The following is a 19,600-nucleotide window of genomic DNA, read 5'->3' on the forward strand; positions in this document are numbered from 1 at the left end:
CCGCCACGGGCGCCGCGCGGGGGGGCGGACGCCGGCAGGGGCCCGGGCCGCGCGCGTGGTGGGGGTGGCGGGGAGGGGGGCGGGCGGGGGAGGGGGCGCGGCGGCGCGCGCCCCGCTGGGGGCGCGGGCGGGGCGCCCCACGGGGGGGGGGGGGGGGGGGCTGGTGGGGGGGGGGGCGGGGCGGGGGCCCCGCCGGGCGGCGGCCGCTGGGGGCTCGGCCTGGGGGCGGGGGGGGGCGGGGGCCTCGGGGGCGCCCGCCACTGGCCGGACCCGTCCCGGGCGGCGAGCCCGCCGTCTCAGGCGGCCGCCACGAAACCGCAGACCGTGCGGGTCGCCAAGGCCCAGCGGGCCTCCGACACCCTCAGCCTGACCCAGACCGGCACCACCCAGGCCTTCGACACGGCGAGCCTCTACCCGCGGGCCACCGGCTACATCGTCGAGCGCAAGGTCGATATCGGCACACATGTGAAGAGGGGCGACCTGCTCTTCCGGATCAGCGCCCCGGACCTCGACCAGCAGCTCGTCCAGGCACAGTCGCAGATCCTGCAATTGCAGGCGGCGCTGATCCAGGCCCGCGCCATGGTCGACCAGGCCGAGGCCAACCGCCACCTCGCGGACGTGACCAACCGGCGGACCTCGACGCTGGCCGGCACCGGGGCCGAGACCCGGCAGAACGCCGACACCGCGCAGGCCGGGGTGCTGGCGCAGGGCGCCAATGTCGATGCGGTCAAGGCGGCCGTGAAGGTCGCCGAGGCCAACATCGCCGCCCAGGAGGCCCAGGTCGCCCGGCTCAGGGTCCTGACCGGGTTCGAGGAGATCCGCGCGCCCTTCGACGGGGTCGTGACCACCCGCAACACCGATGTCGGCGACGCGGTCACGGCCGACACCAACACCGGCCTGCCGCTGCTGACCCTGGCCCGGGACGACGTGCTGCGCATGGCCGTGAACGTGCCGCTCTACGCGGCCGACGGCGTTCGCGACGGCCTGGAGGCCCAGGCCGAGGTGGCCCAGCTCCCCGGGAAGGTCTTCCCCGGCCGGGTCTCGCGCTCGTCGTCCACGCTGCTCTACGCTTCGCGCACCCTGGTGACCCAAGTCGACATCCCCAACCCGGACCGGGCCCTGCAGGCCGGCCTCTACATCACCCTGACGCTGGCGATCCCGCGGGTCTCCCCCGCCGTGTCGGTGCCGAACGACGCCCTGATCTTCGACCAGGCCGGGACGCGGGTGGCGGTGGTGGAGGCGGGGCAGGACGGGGGCCTGGTGGTGCGGATGCGCCCAGTCACGATCTTCCGCCAGACCGGGACGGTGCTGGAGCTGCGCACGGGCCTCAGCGGCGGCGAGCAGGTCGTGGTCGGACCGCCGGCCTCGCTGCGCGACGGCGACCCGGTCGCGCTGCGGCCGGAGGGCAAGGCCGGGACGTGAAGGCCAGGACGTGAGCCGCAGCGACGGCTGAGCCGCCTCCCGCACGCGCCGAGATGACGGAGGCCGGGGTTCGATCCCGCCCGGCGACCTACCACCGCGTGCACCGCACAGCCTGGGGCCAGCTACAGCGAAGATAAGCCGCCCGAATCGGGTCGGTGCGCGCGTATTCCGTGGGACACCGCCGCGAGATCCAAAAATTCGTTCGGATCTAGAGAGCAGGCACAGTCGCGATGGCGGTCAAACTTTTAGGATTTCTGACTGCTTTACTGGGGTTATCCCTCATCGGCTTCGGATACAAGCTTGCGGCGGTCGGTGGATCGCCGTTCTACACGGCAATCGGCCTCGGCCTGCTCGCCGCCGGGATCCAGCTCGCCCGGCGCCGCCAGAGCGGTTTCTGGCTCTACGCGCTCACCCTGGCGGCCGCCTTCGCCTGGACGATCCAGGAGGTCGGGTTCGACAAGTGGCAATGGATCCCGCGCGGCGCGCTGATCCTGTTCCTCGGCCTGCTGCTGTCCCTGCCCTTCGTGCCGGGGGGCCTGCGGGACGCGCCGCAATCCCCCTGGGCGCCGGGCCTGCGGAACGGGCCGCTGGCTCTGCGCGCCGTCGTGGCGCTCCTGGCGATCCTGGGCGTCGCGGCGTGGTTCGTCGATCCGGTGGAGACGAAGGGCAGCCTGCCGAAGGTCGCGGAGGCCGGGAACGCCGCGGTCGATCCGAGCGGCGTCGCCTATCCGGCGGACGACTGGGTCGCGTATGGCGGCACCAATCTCGGGCAGCGCTACTCGGCGCTGAAGGACATCAACACCGGCAACGTCCGCGGCCTCACGGTGGCCTGGGAGCACCATACCGGCGACCTGCGCGAGGGCGACAGCAAGGATTCGAAGGAATACACCTTTGAGGCGACGCCCATCAAGGTGAACGGGCTGCTGTATTTCTGCACCCCGCACAGCATCGTCCGGGCCCTGGAGCCGGAGACCGGCCGCGTGGTCTGGTCCTTCGATCCCAAGATGCAGCGGGACGCCCAGTACCAGCACCAGACCTGCCGCGGCGTGTCCTACAACGACTCCGCCACGTACGTCGCGCCGGCCGAAACTGATCCGGCTCAGGCCCAGGCCGCCGCCGCGGCGATCGCCGAATGCCCGCGCCGGATCATCGCGGCCTCGGTGGACGCCAAGCTCTACGCCCTGAACGCCGATACCGGCGCCCCGTGCCGGAGCTTCGGCACCGACGGCGCGGTCGACCTGAAGGCGCAGATGCCGGGCCTGCAGCGGGCGACCTACCAGGAGACCTCGGCGCCGCTGGTGACCCGGGACCTCGTGATCCTCGGCAGCGCCATCGCCGACAATTACTACGAGACCAACCCGTCGGGGGCGATCCGCGCCTACGACGTGCGCACCGGCGCGATCGTGTGGAAGTTCGACGCCGGCAAGCCCGAGGACACCGCGCCGCTCAAGGCCGGCGAACTCTACGAGCCGAACTCGGCGGTGGCCTGGACCCAGCTCGCGGCCGACGAAGGCTTGGGCCAGGTCTACGTGCCGTTCGGCAACCGGTCGCCCGACCAGGTCGGCGTGTCGCGCTCCAAGGAGGACGAGGCCTTCATCGACGCCCTGGCGGCCCTCGACCTGAAGACCGGCCGGCTGATCTGGAAGTTCCAGACCGCGGCGCACGACCTCTGGGACCGGGACAACCCGTCCCAGCCGGTGCTGCTGACCCTGCCGCACAAGGGCGCCGCGGTGCCGGCGATCCTGATCCCGACCAAGATCGGCAACGTCTGGGTCCTGGATCGCCGCACGGGCGCGCCGATCGTCCCGGTGGAGCAGGTCAAGGTCTCGACGCAGACCGACATCCCGGGCGAGACGCTCGCGCCCACCCAGCCGATGTCGGCGCTGCGCTTCACCCCGGCGCCGCTGACCGAGGCCGCGATGTGGGGCACGACGCCCTTCGATCAGATCCAGTGCCGCATCGCGTTCCGGTCGAACCGCTACGACGGCAACCCGTTCACGCCGCCGCAGGCCTCGGGGGGCTCGCTCGTGTGGCCGGGCAATATCGGGGTGTTCAACTGGGGCTCCGTGGCCGTCGATCCGGTCAACCACTGGATGATCGCGACACCGCAATACCTGCCCTACATCTACCAGCTGGTCCGGCGCCCCGTGGGCGAGCCGAACAAGCGGATGTTCCCGGGCGACCCGGATTCGAAGCCCGGCAACGAGAATCTCGGCGGCCCCTACGCGGTGTCGATCGCCCATATGCGCTCGGGGCTCGGCGTGCCCTGCAACGCGCCACCCTGGGGCGTGCGGGTCGGGGTGAACCTCGCGGACGGCACCACCGCCTGGAAGCATCGTAACGGCACCGTGGCCGGGCAGAAGGTCGCCGGCGTCACCTTCCCGATCCCGTTCGAGATGGGCATGCTCGCCCATGGCGGCACCCTGACCACGGCCGGCGGGGTCGCCTTCGCGGGCGCCGCCCTGGACGACCTGATCCGCGGCTACGACATGCAGACCGGCGAGACCCTCTGGTCCATGAAGCTGCCCGCGGGCGGCCAGGCGACGCCGATGACCTACCGGGGCAAGGACGGCAAGCAATACGTGGTCATCGCCGCCGGCGGCCACGGCTCGCTCGGCACCACGCCGGGCGACTCGGTCATCGCCTACCGGCTCGACTGAGCGGAGATTCCAAAGGGCTCAGCCCTTTGGCGGGGTATCGGGGCAGAGCCCCGATACCCGATCCCAGGGCTCTGCCCTGGACCCGCACAAGGTCACAGACCTTGTGAATCCAGGAGTTTCGCCCGCGCGTCCGTGCGGGCGAGGCGGGCCAGCAGGTATTCGATTTCGGCCTTGGCCTGCGGGGTGAGCGCCTGGGACGGCTTGCGCTGGGCGTCGGAGGCGAAGATTCCCCGGCGCTGGAACACGTATTTGCGCACCGCGAGCCCCAGCGGGCCCTGCTGCTGCTCGTAGCGCAGGTAGGGCAGGTGGGCGTCGAACAGGTCGTGGGCGGCGTCGCGCTCCCCCGCCCGGCCGAGGCGGACCACGTCGACCAGCATCTCCGGGAAGGCGTAGCCGGTATTGGCCCCGTCGGCGCCGCGCTCGGTCTCGAAATCCAGGAACAGGCCGCCATTGCCGACCAGGATCGCGATGTGGCGCATCGCGCCGTCCGCCTCAAAGCCCCGCAGGGTCGAGATCTTCTCCAGACCCGGCCAGTCCTCGTGCTTGAGCATCACGCAGGAGGGGTTCTCGGACACGATCCGGCGGATCACGCCGGGCGTCATCTGGACCGAGAAGGTGAGGGGATAATCCTGCAGGACGAAGGGCACGTCCGGCCCGATCGCCTCGGCGGCGTTGCGGTAATAGCCGGCCACCTGGTCGTCGGTGCGCAGGGTGTTGGGCGGCGCGATCATCACGCCGGCCGCGCCCATCTCCATCACCTCGCGGGCGAGCGCCCGCATGGCCGCGAAGCCCGGCGCCGTCACGCCGACGATCACCGGCAGCCGGGTGCGCCCGAGGACCTGTTTCGCGACGGCGAGCCCTTCGTCATGGTCGAGCTTGCCGGCCTCGCCGAGCTGGCCGAGGATGGTCAGGCCGTCGACCCCCGAAGCCCCGAAGAAGTCGGTCATCCGGTCGAGGGAGACCGCGTCGATCCGGCCGTCCGGGTGGAACGGCGTCGGGGCGATCGGCACGACGCCGCGGAGATCGCTGGTGAGGGGCATGCCGGTTCTGTCCTCCGTCGCGCGGCAAGGGGGCAGCCGAGGGGGCGGCCGCGCGGGCGGGGATCATAGGGCATCCATCCCAAAGGTGGTCGCCGGCTTCGCCGAAAAGATCCGCCCCTGTCAGGGGCGGGCTTCGGCCGGCCGGCCGACCGGCTGTTCCGCGCGGGGGCGGGCGGCCCGGCCGGGGCGCCCGGCCAGAGCCACCGAGCCCTGCTGCAGGGCGATGAAGGCGAAGAGCAGCAGGCCGGTGGCGATCTTGGTCCACCAGCTCGACAGGGTGCCGTCGAAGGTGATGGCCGTCTGGATCAGGCCGCCGATCATCACGCCGAGGAACGTGCCCAGGATGCCGCCCTGGCCGCCGGTGAGCAGCGTGCCGCCGATCACCACGGCGGCGATGGCGTCGAGCTCGACGCCCACCGCCGAGAGCGGGGTGCCCGAGGCGGTGTCCAGCGAGAACACGATCCCGGCGAGCGCGGCGAGCAGGCTCGACAGGGCATAGATCGCGATCGTGTTGCGCCCGACCGGCACGCCCATCAGCCCGGTGGTGTGGCGGCTGCCGCCCAGCGCGTAGATTGTGGCGCCGAAGCGCGTGGCGTGGAGCAGCACCCCCCCCACCAGGAACACGCCGAGCATCACGCAGGCCGTCAGGGTCAGCCGCCCGCCGCCGGGCAGGCTCACCGACAGGTCGGCGACCGCGCTGTAGAGTGGCGCATTGATCGGGACCGATTCGGTGGAGAGCAGGAAGCCGGCGCCCCGGGCCAGGAACATGCCGGCCAGCGTCACGATGAAGGGCGGCATCTCGAAGACGTGGATCAGCGCGCCCATCGCGGCGCCGAACAGGACGGCGGCCCCGAGCACGAGCAGGGCGGCGGCGAGCGGCGGGATCCCCCAGCGGTCGATGGCGAGCGCCAGGAACACCGTGGTGAAGCCGACCACGGAGCCGACCGAGAGGTCGATGCCGCCGGAGATGATCACGAAGGTCGTGCCGACCGCGACGATGCCCAGGAAGGCGTTGTCGGTGAGCAGGTTGCCGACGACCCGGGTGGTCAGGAAGGCGGGGAACTGCGTGGCGCAGAGGCTGTAGCCGGCCGCGAACAGGAGCGCGGCGACCAGGACCGGGAGGTTGCGGCTCATCACGGCTTCCGCAGCAGCAGGGTGAGGCCCGACAGGCGGGGCGACTGGACGAGGAGCACCGCCAGCACCACCGCGGCCTTGACCACGAGGTTCAGCTCAGGCGGCAGGCCGGAGAGCAGGATGCCGGTGTTCATCGCCTGGATGATGAACGCGCCGAGCACCGCCAGCCACAGGCTGAACCGCCCGCCCAGCAGCGACGAGCCGGCCACCACCACGGCCAGGATCGCGTCGAGCTCCAGCCACAGCCCGGCATTGTTGGCGTCCGCCCCCAGGATGTCGGCCGCCGCGACCACGCCGGCGAGCGCCGCGCAGAGGCCGCTCCAGGCATAGACCGCCACCGTCACCGACCGTGTGTCGATGCCGGCGAGCGCGCTGGCCCGGGCATTGCCCCCGGTCGCCTCGATCATCAGGCCGAGCGCCGAGCCGCGCACCAGGGCCAGGGTCAGGAGGAGCATGACGAGCACCAGCACCACCGGCATGGGGACGCCCAGCAGGGCGCCGCCGCCCAGGAAGGCCAGCTCGGAGGACGCGAAGGTGACGATGCGCCCCTCGGTGATCAGCTGGGCGATGCCCCGGCCGGCGACCATCAGGATCAGGGTGGCGACGATCGGCTGGATCCGCAGGCTCGCCACCAGGAACCCGTTCCACAGCCCGCAGGCGAGCCCGGTGCCGAGGGCGGCGGCAAGCACCACCGGCAGGGGATAGCTGTCCGCCAGGCTCGCCGCGACCGCCCCGGCGATCGCCATCACGGCGCCCACCGACAGGTCGATGCCGCCGGTGGCCACCACCAGCACCATGCCGAGCGACAGCAGCGCCACCGGCGCGCCGCGGTTGAACACGTCGACCAGGCTGCCGAACAGGCGCCCGTCCTGGAGATGCACCGCGAGGAATTGCGGGGAGGCCAGCCGGTCGGCCAGGAGCACGGCCGCGAAGGCGAGGAGCTGGGGCGCTCCGGAGCGAAGGACGCGCATCAGGCGGGTTCCGGGACCGGTGCGGGCGCCGCCTCGGCGGCGATCGCCCGGAGGATGGCGGTGAGGTCGACCGCGCTGCCGGCGAGCTCGGCCACCTGGGCGCGGTCGCGCATCACGATCACCCGGTCGGAATAGGTCACGATCTCTTCCAGCTCCGAGGAGATCACCAGGAGGGCGAGGCCCTCGTCGCAGAGCCGGCGGATCAGCCGGATGATCTCCGCATGGGCGCCGACATCGATGCCGCGGGTCGGCTCGTCGAGGATCAGCAGGCGCGGCTCGGTGGCGAGCCAGCGCGCCAGCAGCGCCTTCTGCTGGTTGCCCCCGGAGAGGAGCCCGATCGGCCGCTCCGGATCGGGCGGGCGGATGTCGAGCATCGCGATGAAGTCGCGGGCGATCTTGTCCTCGGCTGCCCGGCCCAGCGGCCGGAACGGGCCGCGCCGGGCCTGCAGGGCCAGCACGATGTTCTCCCGCACGGTCAGGTCGGCGACGATGCCCTCGGTCTTGCGCTCCTCCGGGCAGTAGCCGAACCGGTGGCGCAGGGCGTCCCGGGGGCCGGCGATCCGGACCGGCCTGCCGTCGAGCCGGATGCGGCCGCGATCGGCCCGCTCGGCACCGAACAGCAGGCGGGCGGTCTCGGTCCGCCCGGAGCCGAGGAGGCCTGCGAGGCCGACCACCTCGCCGCTTGCCACCGTGAGGTCGATGGGCTGGAGGTAGCCGGCCTTGCCGAGCCCCTCCGCCTGCAGGACCGGCGTCCCGGATTCTTTCTGTGACGCCCGGTCCGCCGCCCGGGCCGCCGCCTCGGTCTCGGCGAGGGCGTGGCCCAGCATCGTGTGCACCAGCTCGAGGCGCGGGAAGCGCGCGGTCTCGCGCTCGGTCACCAGCCGGCCGTTGCGCAGGACCGTGATCCGGTCGGTGATCGCGTAGACCTGCTCCAGGAAGTGGGTCACGAACACGATGCCGATCCCCCGCCCGGCGAGGCGGCGCATCACGCCGAACAGCACCGTGACCTCATGGGTGTCGAGGCTCGCGGTCGGCTCGTCGAGGATCAGCGCCCGGGCCGAGAGATCCACCGCCCGGGCGATCGCCACGAGGTGCTGCACCGCCACCGGGTAGCGGCCGAGCGGCGCGCCGACATCGATCGACAGGCCGAAATCCGCGAGCAGCGCGGTGGCGCGCCGGCGCATCTCCCGGGTGCGCACGAGGCCGAACCGGGTCGGCTCGCGGCCGAGGAACAAGTTCTGGGCCACGGTGAGGTTCGGCAGCAGGCCGACCTCCTGGTAGACCGTGGCGATGCCGGCCCGCGCCGCGGCTTCCGCCGAGCGCGGGGCGATCGGCGCGCCCTCGAGCCAGACCTCGCCGGCGGCGCGCTGGACGACGCCGGTGAGCGTCTTGATGAAGGTCGACTTGCCGGCGCCGTTCTCGCCGAGGAGGGCGTGGATCTCGCCCCGGCGCAAGGTGAAGTCGACCCCCGCGAGGGCCTGGTGCCCGGCGAAGCTCTTCGAGAGCCCGCGGACGCTGAGCAGGATGGAATCGGGCACGATGCGATCGCAGAGGCCGGGCGGCGCGTCAGTAGCCGAGCGTCTTCTTGCTGTTGTAGACCTTCATCGGGTCGTCGGCGGCGGTGTAGAGCTTCGACTCGGTCTGGATCCATTTGGGCGGGACGGTGCCCTTCTCCCGGTAGGCCTTGAGCGCGTCGAAGGCGCGGCCGGCCATGTCGGGGGTGAGCTCGACGGTGGCGTTGTTCTCGCCGGCGGCCATCGCCTTGAAGATGTCGGGCACCGCGTCGATCGAGACCGTCAGGATCTCCTTGCCGGGCTTCAGGCCGGCCTCCTTCATCGCCTGGATGGCGCCGACCATCATGTCGTCGTTGTGGGCGTAGACCGCGCAGATCGAATGGCCGCCCTCGGCCTTGATGAAGCTCTCCATCACCTCCTTGCCCTTGGCCCGGGTGAAGTCGCCGGTCTGGCTGCGCACGAGCTTGATGTTGGCGTGGGGCGCGATGGCGGCGTCGAACCCCTTCTTGCGGTTGGTGGCGACGCTGGCGCCGACCGTGCCCTGGAGCTCGACCACGGCGCAGGGTTTTTCGCCGACCGTCTTGGCCAGCCAGGCGCCGGCGACGCGGCCCTCCTCGACGCTGTCGGAGGTGACGGCGGTCAGGTAGAGGTCCTTGCCGGCGGGATCGATGTCGCGGTCGAGCAGGATCACCGGGATCTTCGCGTCGCGCGCTTCCTTGAGCACCGCATCCCAGCCGGTGGCGACCACCGGGGCGAGTAGGATCCCGTCGACCCCCTGGGCCACGAAGGACCGGATCGCCTTGATCTGGTTCTCCTGCTTCTGCTGCGCGTCGGCGATCTTGACGGTGATGCCGCGCTTCCTGGCCTCGTCCTTGGTCACGGTGGTCTCGGCGGCACGCCAGCCGGATTCGGAACCAATCTGCGAGAACCCGACGGTCAGCGAAGCCGCTTGGGCCCCGCCAGCCCACGCGAGAATCGCGCCCGCGAGCATGGCCTTGATGGAAATGGTCCCTCTCATCGACGTCCCCCCTGTGAATGCGCCCGCCGCCTCTTCAGGGCGTTCGGTCCGAATATGTATGACATATGTACGGTGCGTTGAACAACCGGTCTCTCAACGCATCCCTGGGGGTCGTCGGGCCCATGGGCGAGGCCAGGGCGCCGGCACTATTCGGACCGGAACAGCGACAACACGCCCGGTGAAACAGCACTCTATTCCAGACCTTTATTATCGTTGATGGATTTCGGAGCGATGGAGGCCATCCCTCCGCATCGGGCTTCCAAGGCGCACGCTTCGCCTTTGCCGTCGCGCATTCCGGGAGGCGGATGGGCGCGCACATGCCGGTTTGCCGACGGGTGGCGGGTCGGTGATTCGCCGAGCCAGCAGTTCTTCGGTGATAGAATTGTATGAGTTTAAGGAGGGCTGGGATCGACGCGGTTCTCCCTCCCCCGCAAAGGGGGGGAGGGAGGGCGTAGCCTCTCTGCGGCGACCTACTTTTCAAACCGCGAGCCTGTGCCGTCCCTCGGTCGGGGCAAGCGGCCCGGCAAACAACAAAAAACCCTGCCCGACAGGGCAGGGTTCTGGCCGTTCGAGTCGTCGGAAGCGGGGAGCCGGGCGGAAAAAAATCCGTCCGGCCCGCCGGGCTCAGCCCAGGAGCTTGTCCAGGGTGATCGGCATCTCGCGCACCCGCACGCCGGTGGCGTGCCAGACGGCGTTGGCGATGGCGCCCACCGTGCCGGTGATGCCGATCTCGCCGACGCCCTTCACGCCGAGCGCGTTCACCACGGAATCCTCCTCGTGGACCAGGATCGCTTCCATGGCCGGGATGTCGGCATTCACCGGCAGGTGGTACTCGGCCAGGTTGTCGTTGAGGAAGCGGCCGGTACGCGGATCCATCTCGGCCCGCTCGTGCAGGGCGAAGGACAGGCCCCAGATCATCCCGCCGTAATACTGGCTCTGGACCAGCCGGGGGTTGATCACCCGGCCGGCCGCGAAGGCGCCGACCAGCCGGCTGACCCGGATCTGGCCCAAGTCAGGATCGACCTTCACCTCGGCGAAGACCGCCCCGTGGGCGTGCATCGCGTAGGATTTCTGGGCCGCCGGGTCGGCATCGGCCTCGCCCTGGCCCTCGATGCTCGCCCGCCCGGCCCGCTTGAGGATGTCGGCGAACGATTCGCTGCGGCTCGAATCGTCCTGCCGGGTCAGGCGCCCGCCCGCCGCGGTGACTCCGGCATTGCCCGCGCCGTAGAGCGGGGAGGCGGGGTCGTCGGTGGCGAGCTTGGCCAGCTGGGCGATCACGTCGCCGGCCGCGGCATGGATCGCGTTGCCGGCCGTGGCGGTGTGGCCCGAGCCGCCCGCGATGCCGGCATTCGGCTGATCGGAAGACCCCATCCGGAAGGTCAGCGCCTCCATGCCGATCCCGAGCCCGTCGGCGGCGATCTGGGCGAGCGCCGTCCAGGCGCCCTGGCCCATGTCGATCGCCCCGAGCTCCACCGTGCCGGTGCCGTCGGCGCGGATCTCGGCCCGGGCCATCCCCTCGAAGATCAGGGCCGGGAAGGTGGCGGTGCCCATGCCGATGCCGACCAGGAAGCCGTCCTTGTCCCGGGTCTGGCGGGGCTGGAGCGGGCGTCCGGCCCAGCCGAAGGCCTCGGCGCCGCGCCGGTAGCACTCGCGCAGGGCCTTGGAGGAGAACGGCTTTCCGGTGATCGGCTCGACCTCGGCGTAGTTGGCCAGCCGGAACTCCAGCGGATCCATGCCGAGTTCGTGGGCCATCTCGTCGAGCGCGCTCTCCAGGGCGACGCTGCCGGTGGCCTCGCCGGGGGCGCGCATGAACAGGGGCGTGCCGGTATCGAGCCGCACCGCCTCGTGCCGGATCGCGATGGCCGGGCTGGCGTAGAGGGTGCTGGTCGCCCGGCCCGCCGGCTCGAAGAAGTCGTCGAAGCTCGAGGAGGCGGTGAGGATATGGTGGTCGAGCGCCGTGAGCTTGCCGGCCGCGTCGGTGCCGAGCCGCAGCGTCTGGCGGGTCGGGCCGCGATGGCCCATCGGCCCGTACATCTGCGACCGGGTCGGCACCAGCTTGACCGGGCGTCCGACGAGCTTGGCCGCCATGCAGGCGAGCACCTGTGGGCCCGAGGGCACGCCCTTCGAGCCGAAGCCGCCGCCGAGATAGGGGCTCTCGATGTGGATGTCGTCGGGCTTGATTCCGAACAGCCCGGCGAGCCGGCCTTGCGAGATCGCCAGGCCCTGGGTCGGCATGTGGAGGGTCAGCCGGTCGCCGTCCCACTGGGCCAGGGCCGCGTGCGGCTCCATGGCGTTGTGGTACTGGGCGGGGGTCTCGTAGGTGGCCGCGATGGTGCGCGACGCCGCCGCCAGGCCCGCCTCGACATCGCCATCGCTCTCGGACGGGGCCGCGCCGACGCCGACGGAATCCGGGGTGAACACGTCACCCGCATCGAGGCCGATGCGCGGCGTCTCGGTCGCGTAGGTCGGCGCCAGCAGCCGCGCGCCCTCGGTGGCGGCCTCAAGCGTCTCGGCGATCACCACGGCGATCGGCTGGTTGGCGTAGCGGACCCGGTCGTTCTGCAGCAGGTCCAGGCGGAAGATGAACGGGCCGGCCTTGGCGTCCGGGTCCTGGGCGAGCTTCGGGGCGTTCTCCGGAGTCATCACCGCGACGACGCCCGGATGGGCCTCGGCGGCGGACCGGTTCAGGCCGGTGACCCGGCCCTTGGCGATCCGGGCGACGCAGAGCGCCGCGTGCAGCGTGCCGGGGGGCAGGTTGTCGGCGGAGAACCGGGCCTGGCCGGTCACCTTGAGCGGGCCGTCCCGCCGGGTCAGCGGCTGGCCGATGCTGGAGCCGTGGCGGGTGCCGGCGGCGGGATTCAGGGGCGTAGCGGTCGCGGTCATGCGGTCTGTCCTCAGACGATGCCGAACGGGGAGGCGGGAAGCGCCGGGATCCGCGCAGGCGTCCCGGCGGCCGCCAGCGTCAGCGCCCGGACCGCGACGCGGCGGGCGAGTTCGATCTTGAAGGCGTTGGCCTCGCCGGTGGGCTTGGCGCCGTCGAGCGCCAGGGCGGCGGCCTTGGCGTAGGCCTCGGGGGAGGGCGCCTGGCCGGCGAGCGCGGCCTCGGCCGCCTCCACCCGCCAGGGCTTGAGCGCGAGCCCGCCAAAGGCGAGCCGGGCCCGGCCGATCGTTTCGCCCTCGAACGTGAGGGCGGCGGCGGCCGAGACCACCGCGAAGGCGTAGGAGGTGCGGTCGCGGACCTTGAGGTAGCGGGCGTTGCCCCGGAACGAGCCCGCCTCGGGGGGCAGGCGCAGGGCGGTGATCAGCTCGGCCGGGCGCAGCGCCGTCTCGTGCTCCGGGTGGTCGCCGGGCAGGGTGTGGAAGGCGGTGAGCGGCACTTCACGCGTGCCGTCCGGCCCGGCGATCTCGACCACAGCGTCGAGGGCGGCGAGCGGCACGCAGAAATCGGACGGGTTGGTGGCGATGCACTGCTCGCTCCAGCCCTGGACGGCGTGAATCCGGGTGGCGTGCCCGAGCGCCGCGCAGCCGGAGCCGGGCGCGCGCTTGTTGCAGGCTGAGACCGCGTCGGTGAAGAACGGGCAGCGGGTGCGCTGCATCAGGTTGCCACCGACTGTCGCGGCGTTGCGCAGCTGCGCCGAGGCGCCGGCCAGCACGGCGTCGGCCACCATCGGGTAGGTCTTCGCGAAGACCGGGTCGTGCGCGAGGTCGCTGTTGCGGACGAGCGCGCCGATTCGCGTGCCGCCGTCCGGCAGCGTCTCGATGCTGGAGAGACCCGGCAGCCGGGTGATGTCGACGATCCGGGCGGGGGCGGTGACGCCGCCCTTCATCAGGTCGACCAGGTTGGTGCCGGCGGCGAGATAGGCGGTGTCGGGAAGCTGCCCGGCCGCGGCGGCTTCGGGCAGGCTCGCGGGGCGGATGTAGTCGAAGTTTCTCACGCCGCGTCCTCCCGCTGCTCGACCTGTCCGGTGGGGCGCGAGGCCTCCTGCACCGCGTCGAGGATGCCGGCATAGGCGCCGCAGCGGCAGAGGTTGCCGCTCATGCCCTCGCGGATGCGCTCGGGATCGGTGCCGGCCTGGCCCTCGCGGATCAGCCCGACCGCGCTCATGATCTGGCCGGGGGTGCAGAACCCGCACTGGAAGCCGTCATGGGCGATGAAGGCGGCCTGGACCGGGTGCAGCCGGTCGCCCTCGGCCAGCCCCTCGATGGTCAGGATCTCGGCGCCGTCGAGGCTTACGGCGAGCGTCAGGCAGGCGTTGATCCGCCGCCCGTCGACCAGCACCGTGCAGGCGCCGCACTGGCCGCGATCGCAGCCCTTCTTGGCGCCGGTCAGGCCGAGGCGTTCGCGCAGGAGGTCGAGGAGGGTGACGCGCGGATCGTCGAGGACGATCTCGCGGGCCTGCCCGTTCAGGGTGAGCCTGAGGGGAATATGCATGCTGGGTCCCGGCTGGCAAAGGCTGGAACCGTTACAGATAGCCGGCGCCCCGCCCCCGGCGAGACCCGGGGCGGGGATCATGTGCGCTACTCCACCAGCCGGGCGGGCTGCGCGGATCGGCTTACTTGACCGTCACCTCGGAGACGGACTTGAGCACCGTCTGGCCCTTCTCGGTCTTGATCTCCACGGCGGGCTCGTCCTTCGAGGCCTCGCGCTTGACCGTGTTGCCCTTGATGGTCTTCTCGACGTCCTTGGTGTGGACCTTGGTGACCTCGCCTTCGACTTTGCCCTTGCCCCACTTGTAGGACACGTCGTCGCCGGTCTTCACGTCCGCCTTGCTCATCCGCGCGCTCCATCGTTTCGGTGCGGGAGAAGGCCGCCGGGGGCGGGGGCGTTCCCGGGTATCCCCGGCCGGAATGCCGCAGCCGAGCGACCTAGGCGTCCCTTCAGCGCCCGACTGCCCCGCGCAACGCCGCGACCATCGCCTCCACGGTCGCCTGGGCGGTGTCACCGAGATCGATGCCGGTCTCGCCGGCGGTGACGAGGCCGCGCTCTTCCAGCTCCTTCACGCCCGCCGGATCGGCCTCGTGCCCGGCGCCATCCTTGCGGATGACCGAGGTGACCCGCTCGCCGCTGACGAGGCGGTGATAGGCCGCGAAGGCGAAGATCGAGAGCGCCTTGTCGGAGAGTCCGTTCACATCGTCGGCCATGGGGCCCTCCATCGAGACGGGTTGGACTGACGGAACGCCGCCCGGCGCCGAGGGCTCCGGGGGCGGGCAGGGGTGCGACGATCCGGTGCGACGATCCGGTGCGACGACGGGGGGCTCCGCCGGGGGCTAGGCGGACCCGCGTCGCCCTGGGACCGCCTTCCTGCTACTCTGCCGCCGCCCATGACCGCACAGATCGATCGCACCGCCGTGGAACCCAGCCCGGACGCCCCTGAGGACCCTGCCGCGCCGGGCCTCGCGCCGCCCGATCTCGGCTACCGCCTGCGCCAGCAGGTGATCCTGTCCGAGTTCGGCGTCGAGGCCCTGCGCGGCACCGATGTCGACCACCTGCTGCAGCGGGCCGCGGAGCTGTGCGCGCAGGGGATGGGCGCCGAGTTCTGCAAGGCGCTGGAATACCGCCGCGGCGAGGACACGCTGCTGGTGCGCGCCGGCGTCGGCTGGGGGCCCGACGTGATCGGGCAGGCCCGGGTCGGGGCCGACCTCGCCTCCCCGGCGGGCTTCGCCCTCAAGACCGGCAGCCCGGTGATCTCGAACCACCTGGCCGAGGAGACCCGCTTCCGCACGCCCCAGCTCATGGCCGAGCACGGCATCCGCCGGGCGATCAACGTGCTGATCGAGAACCGGGACGGCGCCTTCGGGGTGCTGGAGGTGGACGACACCCGCGAGGGCATGTTCGAGGAGGCCGACATCGCCTTCATGCAGGGCTTCGCCAACCTGCTCGGCGGCGCGATCGAGCGCCAGCGGACCGAGACCCTGCTGCGCGCCGCGCTCGCCCGGCAGGACCTCCTGGCCCGCGAGATGAGCCACCGGGTCAAGAACAGCCTCGCCATCGTGGCGAGCCTGCTCGCCCTCCAGGCCCGGGCCGCCGAGGCCGAGCCCGCCGTGCAGGCGGCCCTGTCGGATGCGCGCAGCCGCGTCGAGGCCATCGCCGGCGTCCACGACCAGCTCTGGCGGCAGGGTGACAAGATCGGGGACAAGGCCGGGGATGGGGAGGGGGAGGGCGTGCCCGGCGAGCTCGACCTCGCGCCCTTCCTGGAGAAGCTGGTCGCCAATCTCGACAGCGGCGCGCCGGGCCTGCACCTCACCTGCACGGCGGCCCCGCAGCGGATCTCGGCCGACCGGGCGATCCCGATCGGGCTCCTCGTCAACGAACTCGTCACCAACGCCCTCAAATACGCCTACCCGCCCGAGACCCACCCGGCGGGCGGCGCGATCCGGGTCCGGGCCGAGCGCGAACTCGACAGCCTGGTGGTCGAGGTGACGGATGACGGCGTCGGGCTGCCGGCGGATTTCGAGATCGGGCGCGCCTCGAAGAGCCTCGGCATGCGGGTGGTCGGCAGCCTGACCCGGCAGCTCGGCGGCACGCTCGCGCTGCCGCAGACGGGGCAGGGGGCCTGCTTCCGGCTGGAGGTGCCGCTGGCGGGCTGAGCATCCGTCCCGCGGGGCCGCTCAAGTTCAGGTAGATTCGGACGAATAAACCGGGCAAAAGTGGCAATCGCCGCCGGGACTCGCCTGGGACGGGCGCGTGCGGAGGAGGCGGGATGCGACGGCGGCGCGTGCTGCTGGCAGGGCTGGCCCTGGCGGGTGTCCTCGCGCTCGCCGCCCTCCCCGGTCCGGACCTGCGCGCGCGGGGGGCACCCCTGCTCGCTGCCTTGGACGGCCTCGTCACCGCCGTCTTGCCGGCTGCGCCAGCCGCGGGCGTCCCGGAGCCGAAGGCCGCCGCGCGGGTCGCCGTGGAGGACGGCCGCACGATCGTGCGGCTCACCCCGGAGGAGCGCGCCCGGGTCGGCCTCGAGACCGCCATCCTGCCGGCCGAACCCCACCGCCAGGAGCTGACCGCCTATGGCAGCGTCCTCGACCTCGCCCGGGTGACCGAGCTGACCAACGCCTATGCCGGCGCGGTGGCGGGGCTCCAGACCGCCCGGGCCCGGGCCGCGGTCTCGGCCAGCGCGGCGCGGCGGGCCCGCAGCCTCGGCCCCGCCACCATGGCGGCCGCCCAGATCGCGACCGTCGAGGCCACCGTGCTGACCGACCAGGCCGCCGTCACGGCCGCCGAATCGCAGCTGCGCACCCTGGCGGCCACCGCCCAGCAGGAATGGGGCCCGGTGCTCGGCCGGGGCATCGTCGAGCGGGGGCCGCTGGTCACCCGCCTGATCGAGCGCGCCGACTTCCTGATGCAGGTGACCCTGCCCCCGGGCGAGACCCTGAACCCGCCGCCGGAAACCGCCTTCGCGGAGGTGCCGCCGCAGAGCGACCGGGTCGCCCTGCGCCTCGTCTCCCCGGCGACCCGCACCGATCCCCGGATCCAGGGCCAGAGCTTCTTCTACCGCGTCTCCGGGGCGGGCGGCCTCCTGCCTGGCATGAGCACGATGGCGTTCCTGCCCGCCGCCCGCTCGGCCACCGGGGTGCTGGTCCCGGAGGACGCAGTGGTGCACGGGGAGGGGGGCACCTGGGTCTACCGGGGGGTCCAGGGCGGCGGCTATGTCCGCCACCCGGTCCGGGCCGACGCGCCGCTCTCGGCCGACGCCTTCGTGGTCGAGGACCTGCCCGACGGCAGCGAGATCGTGCTGAAGGGCGGCCAGGCCCTGCTCTCCGAGGAGATGAAGGGCCAGATCCGGGTCGCCGGCGACGACGATGACTAGAGCCGTTCCCGCTCGCGCTGCCATCGGGCGCACCTCCGGGCCCGTCCGGGCGACAGGGGATCGAAGATCGGGACGATCCGGTTTCAAAAGGTCCGGGACCCAGCCCTTTGAAGGTGTTTGGCCACGTGCGCGTCGTGGGATCGGCGCTCCCGAGCCAATCACGCGCGCCCCTGTCCCGGACAGGTGCAGCGAAGCGGAACCTGATCCGGGACCCAGCACGCGAAGCGCCGCGCCAGCGGCACAGGTCGATCAGACGGACGCTGCGCGCCGTATTGTGCTAGGTCCCGGGTCGCATTCCGCTGGCGCTGCATGCGCCCGGGAAAAGGGCCGTGCAGACCGGCCCGACGCCGTGGCCTGGCTCTCAGACCAACACCTTGAAAGGGCTGGGTCTGGGACTTTTTGCGGGTGCGGGGCGGAGCCCTGCGCGCGGGGGCCAAGTCCCGACATCCGGCCGCGAATCCGGCCGACGGGCTGCAAGCCCTTCGGAGACCCGGGATCCGACGGGGAGGGCGTTCCGTGAGCGGCGCCGAGCCCCTGCCCCGCGGCCCCCAGGCCGGGCTGGTCGTGTTCTCGGTGCGGCGGCCGCGCGTGGTGCTGGCCCTGGCCTGCGCCCTCCTGGCCTTCGGCCTCTACGCCCTGCGCAGCGCCCGCTACGACGTCTTTCCGGAATTCGCGCCGCCCACCGTGACGATCCAGACCGAGGCGCCCGGCCTCGATCCGGAGCAGGTCGAGGTCCTGGTCACCCAGGCGATCGAGGGGGCGGTGGGCGGCCTGCCCGGGCTGGAGACCCTGCGCTCCTCCTCGATCCAGGGCCTGTCGGTGATCAGCGCCGCGTTCCGGGCCGGCAGCGACGTCGACCGGGTGCGCCAGCGGGTCAACGAGCGGCTGGCGGCCCTGGCCGGACGGCTGCCGCAGGGCGTGATGGCGCCCGCCATGACGGCGCTGACCTCCTCCACCTCGACGGTGCTGCTGATCGGGCTGACCTCGGACAGCCGCAGCGCCATGGACCTGCGCACGCTGGCCGACTGGACGGTCCGGCTGCGCCTCCAGGCGGTGCCGGGCATCGCGCAGGTCTCGGTCTATGGCGGCGCCGTGCGTTCGCTCCAGGTGCAGGTCCGCCCCGACGACCTGATCCGCTACCGGGTCGGGCTCAACGACGTGCTGGCGGCCGCCCGCAAGGCCACGGGGGTGCGGGGCGCCGGCTTCGTGGACACGCCGAGCCAGCGGGTGGTCCTGCGCACCGAGGGGCAGTCGCTCACCCCGGAGGCGCTGGGGCGCACCGTGCTGGTCAACGAGGGCGGGGCGAGCGTGGTCCTGGCCGACGTCGCCACCGTCCTGGCGGCCCCCGAGCCGGCGATCGGCGCCGCCCTGGTCGACGGCAAGCCCGGGGTCCTGCTGATGGTCGGCGCCCAGGTCGGCGTCGACACGCGGACGGTGACACGGCGCCTCGAGGCGGCCCTGGCGGAGCTGCGGCCGGCCCTGGTGCGGGCCGGGGTCAGCCTGCACGCCGACCTGTTCCGCCCGGCGAACTTCGTCGACGTCGCCAACGGCAACGTCCTCCAGGCGCTGATGCTGGGCGGCGCCCTGGTGGTCGTCGTCCTGCTGGTTTTTTTGGCCGACTGGCGCACGGCCCTGATCAGCGCGGCCGCGATCCCGCTCTCGCTGATCGCCGCGGCGCTCGCCCTCCAGGCCTGGGGCGAGAGCCTCAACACCATGACGCTGGGCGGGCTGGCGCTCGCCATCGGCGAGGTGGTGGACGACGCGGTGATCGGCGTCGAGAACGTCGCCCGGCGCCTGCGCGAGGCTCGGGCGAAAGGGAAGGGCGGGGGCCCCCGGGTGGTGTTCGACGCCATCCTGGAGGTCCGCGGCGCGGTCGCCTACGCCACCCTGGCGGTGCTGCTGATGTTCCTGCCGGTGCTGGCGCTCACCGGCGTGGCCGGCCGCCTGTTCGGGCCCCTGGCGCTCGCCTACATCGCCGCCGTGCTGGCCTCGCTGCTGGTGGCGCTGACGGTGACCGACGACCTCGACCGGGTGCTGCT

15 protein-coding genes are annotated in these 19,600 nt (G+C 72.4%); 5 read left to right on the forward strand and 10 right to left on the reverse strand.

The annotated features are described in order from the left end of the window. Positions 1-324: 324 nt before the first annotated feature. Both AO398_RS23680 and AO398_RS23685 read left to right on the forward strand, forming a co-directional pair. Positions 325-1,422 (forward strand): efflux RND transporter periplasmic adaptor subunit, encoded by a 1,098-nt coding sequence (locus AO398_RS23680; protein ID WP_244498874.1) that lies wholly within the window; start codon positions 325-327, stop codon positions 1,420-1,422. Between the two features lie 230 nt (positions 1,423-1,652). After that, entirely contained in the window at positions 1,653-4,082 is a 2,430-nt protein-coding gene (locus AO398_RS23685) for a membrane-bound PQQ-dependent dehydrogenase, glucose/quinate/shikimate family (protein ID WP_058194632.1), read from the forward strand. Between the two features lie 92 nt (positions 4,083-4,174). Here AO398_RS23685 and AO398_RS23690 read toward each other — a convergent pair whose 3' ends face one another. From AO398_RS23690 to AO398_RS23735, 10 genes are all read right to left on the reverse strand, one after another. After that, entirely contained in the window at positions 4,175-5,122 is a 948-nt protein-coding gene (locus AO398_RS23690; protein ID WP_058194633.1) for a dihydrodipicolinate synthase family protein, read from the reverse strand. A gap of 120 nt (positions 5,123-5,242) precedes the next feature. Beyond that, positions 5,243-6,256 carry a galactofuranose ABC transporter, permease protein YjfF gene (gene yjfF / locus AO398_RS23695; RefSeq protein WP_058194634.1) on the reverse strand — a complete coding sequence of 338 codons (1,014 nt, stop codon included), beginning with the start codon at positions 6,254-6,256 and terminating at the stop codon, positions 5,243-5,245. Further along, positions 6,256-7,227 (reverse strand): ABC transporter permease, encoded by a 972-nt coding sequence (locus AO398_RS23700; RefSeq protein WP_058194635.1) that lies wholly within the window; start codon positions 7,225-7,227, stop codon positions 6,256-6,258. Before AO398_RS23700 ends, yjfF begins: the two co-directional genes overlap by 1 nt. Next, positions 7,227-8,765, reverse strand: a complete 1,539-nt coding sequence (locus AO398_RS23705) for a sugar ABC transporter ATP-binding protein (protein ID WP_082643424.1) — start codon at positions 8,763-8,765, stop codon at positions 7,227-7,229. Before AO398_RS23705 ends, AO398_RS23700 begins: the two co-directional genes overlap by 1 nt. Positions 8,766-8,793: 28 nt before the next feature. Continuing rightward, positions 8,794-9,732 (reverse strand): galactofuranose ABC transporter, galactofuranose-binding protein YtfQ, encoded by a 939-nt coding sequence (gene ytfQ / locus AO398_RS23710; protein WP_201025822.1) that lies wholly within the window; start codon positions 9,730-9,732, stop codon positions 8,794-8,796. Between the two features lie 651 nt (positions 9,733-10,383). Then, a complete protein-coding gene (locus AO398_RS23715; RefSeq protein WP_058194637.1) occupies positions 10,384-12,642 on the reverse strand; it encodes a xanthine dehydrogenase family protein molybdopterin-binding subunit in 2,259 nt (752 codons plus the stop codon). 11 nt (positions 12,643-12,653) lie between these two features. Next, a complete protein-coding gene (locus tag AO398_RS23720; protein WP_058194638.1) occupies positions 12,654-13,694 on the reverse strand; it encodes a xanthine dehydrogenase family protein subunit M in 1,041 nt (346 codons plus the stop codon). Beyond that, on the reverse strand, positions 13,691-14,191 hold the full coding sequence (locus AO398_RS23725) for a (2Fe-2S)-binding protein (protein ID WP_058194639.1): 501 nt from the start codon (positions 14,189-14,191) through the stop codon (positions 13,691-13,693). The genes AO398_RS23720 and AO398_RS23725 overlap by 4 nt, the downstream gene beginning before the upstream one ends. 121 nt (positions 14,192-14,312) lie before the next feature. Then, positions 14,313-14,534, reverse strand: a complete 222-nt coding sequence (locus tag AO398_RS23730) for a DUF2945 domain-containing protein (protein WP_058194640.1) — start codon at positions 14,532-14,534, stop codon at positions 14,313-14,315. A 103-nt stretch (positions 14,535-14,637) separates the two neighbouring features. Then, positions 14,638-14,901 (reverse strand): hypothetical protein, encoded by a 264-nt coding sequence (locus AO398_RS23735; RefSeq protein WP_058194641.1) that lies wholly within the window; start codon positions 14,899-14,901, stop codon positions 14,638-14,640. 180 nt (positions 14,902-15,081) lie between these two features. On the opposite strand from AO398_RS23735, the gene AO398_RS23740 reads away from it, so the two are divergent. The 3 genes from AO398_RS23740 to AO398_RS23750 all read left to right on the forward strand — a co-directional run. Continuing rightward, positions 15,082-16,347 (forward strand): histidine kinase dimerization/phosphoacceptor domain -containing protein, encoded by a 1,266-nt coding sequence (locus tag AO398_RS23740; protein ID WP_201025820.1) that lies wholly within the window; start codon positions 15,082-15,084, stop codon positions 16,345-16,347. A 113-nt stretch (positions 16,348-16,460) separates the two neighbouring features. After that, on the forward strand, positions 16,461-17,561 hold the full coding sequence (locus AO398_RS23745; RefSeq protein WP_058194642.1) for a hypothetical protein: 1,101 nt from the start codon (positions 16,461-16,463) through the stop codon (positions 17,559-17,561). 516 nt (positions 17,562-18,077) lie between these two features. After that, on the forward strand, positions 18,078-19,600 hold a 1,523-nt coding region (locus AO398_RS23750; RefSeq protein ID WP_201025821.1), incomplete at its 3' end, for an efflux RND transporter permease subunit.

It is taken from the genome of Methylobacterium sp. GXS13, from assembly GCF_001455965.1.
Classification (GTDB): Bacteria; Pseudomonadota; Alphaproteobacteria; order Rhizobiales; family Beijerinckiaceae; genus Methylobacterium.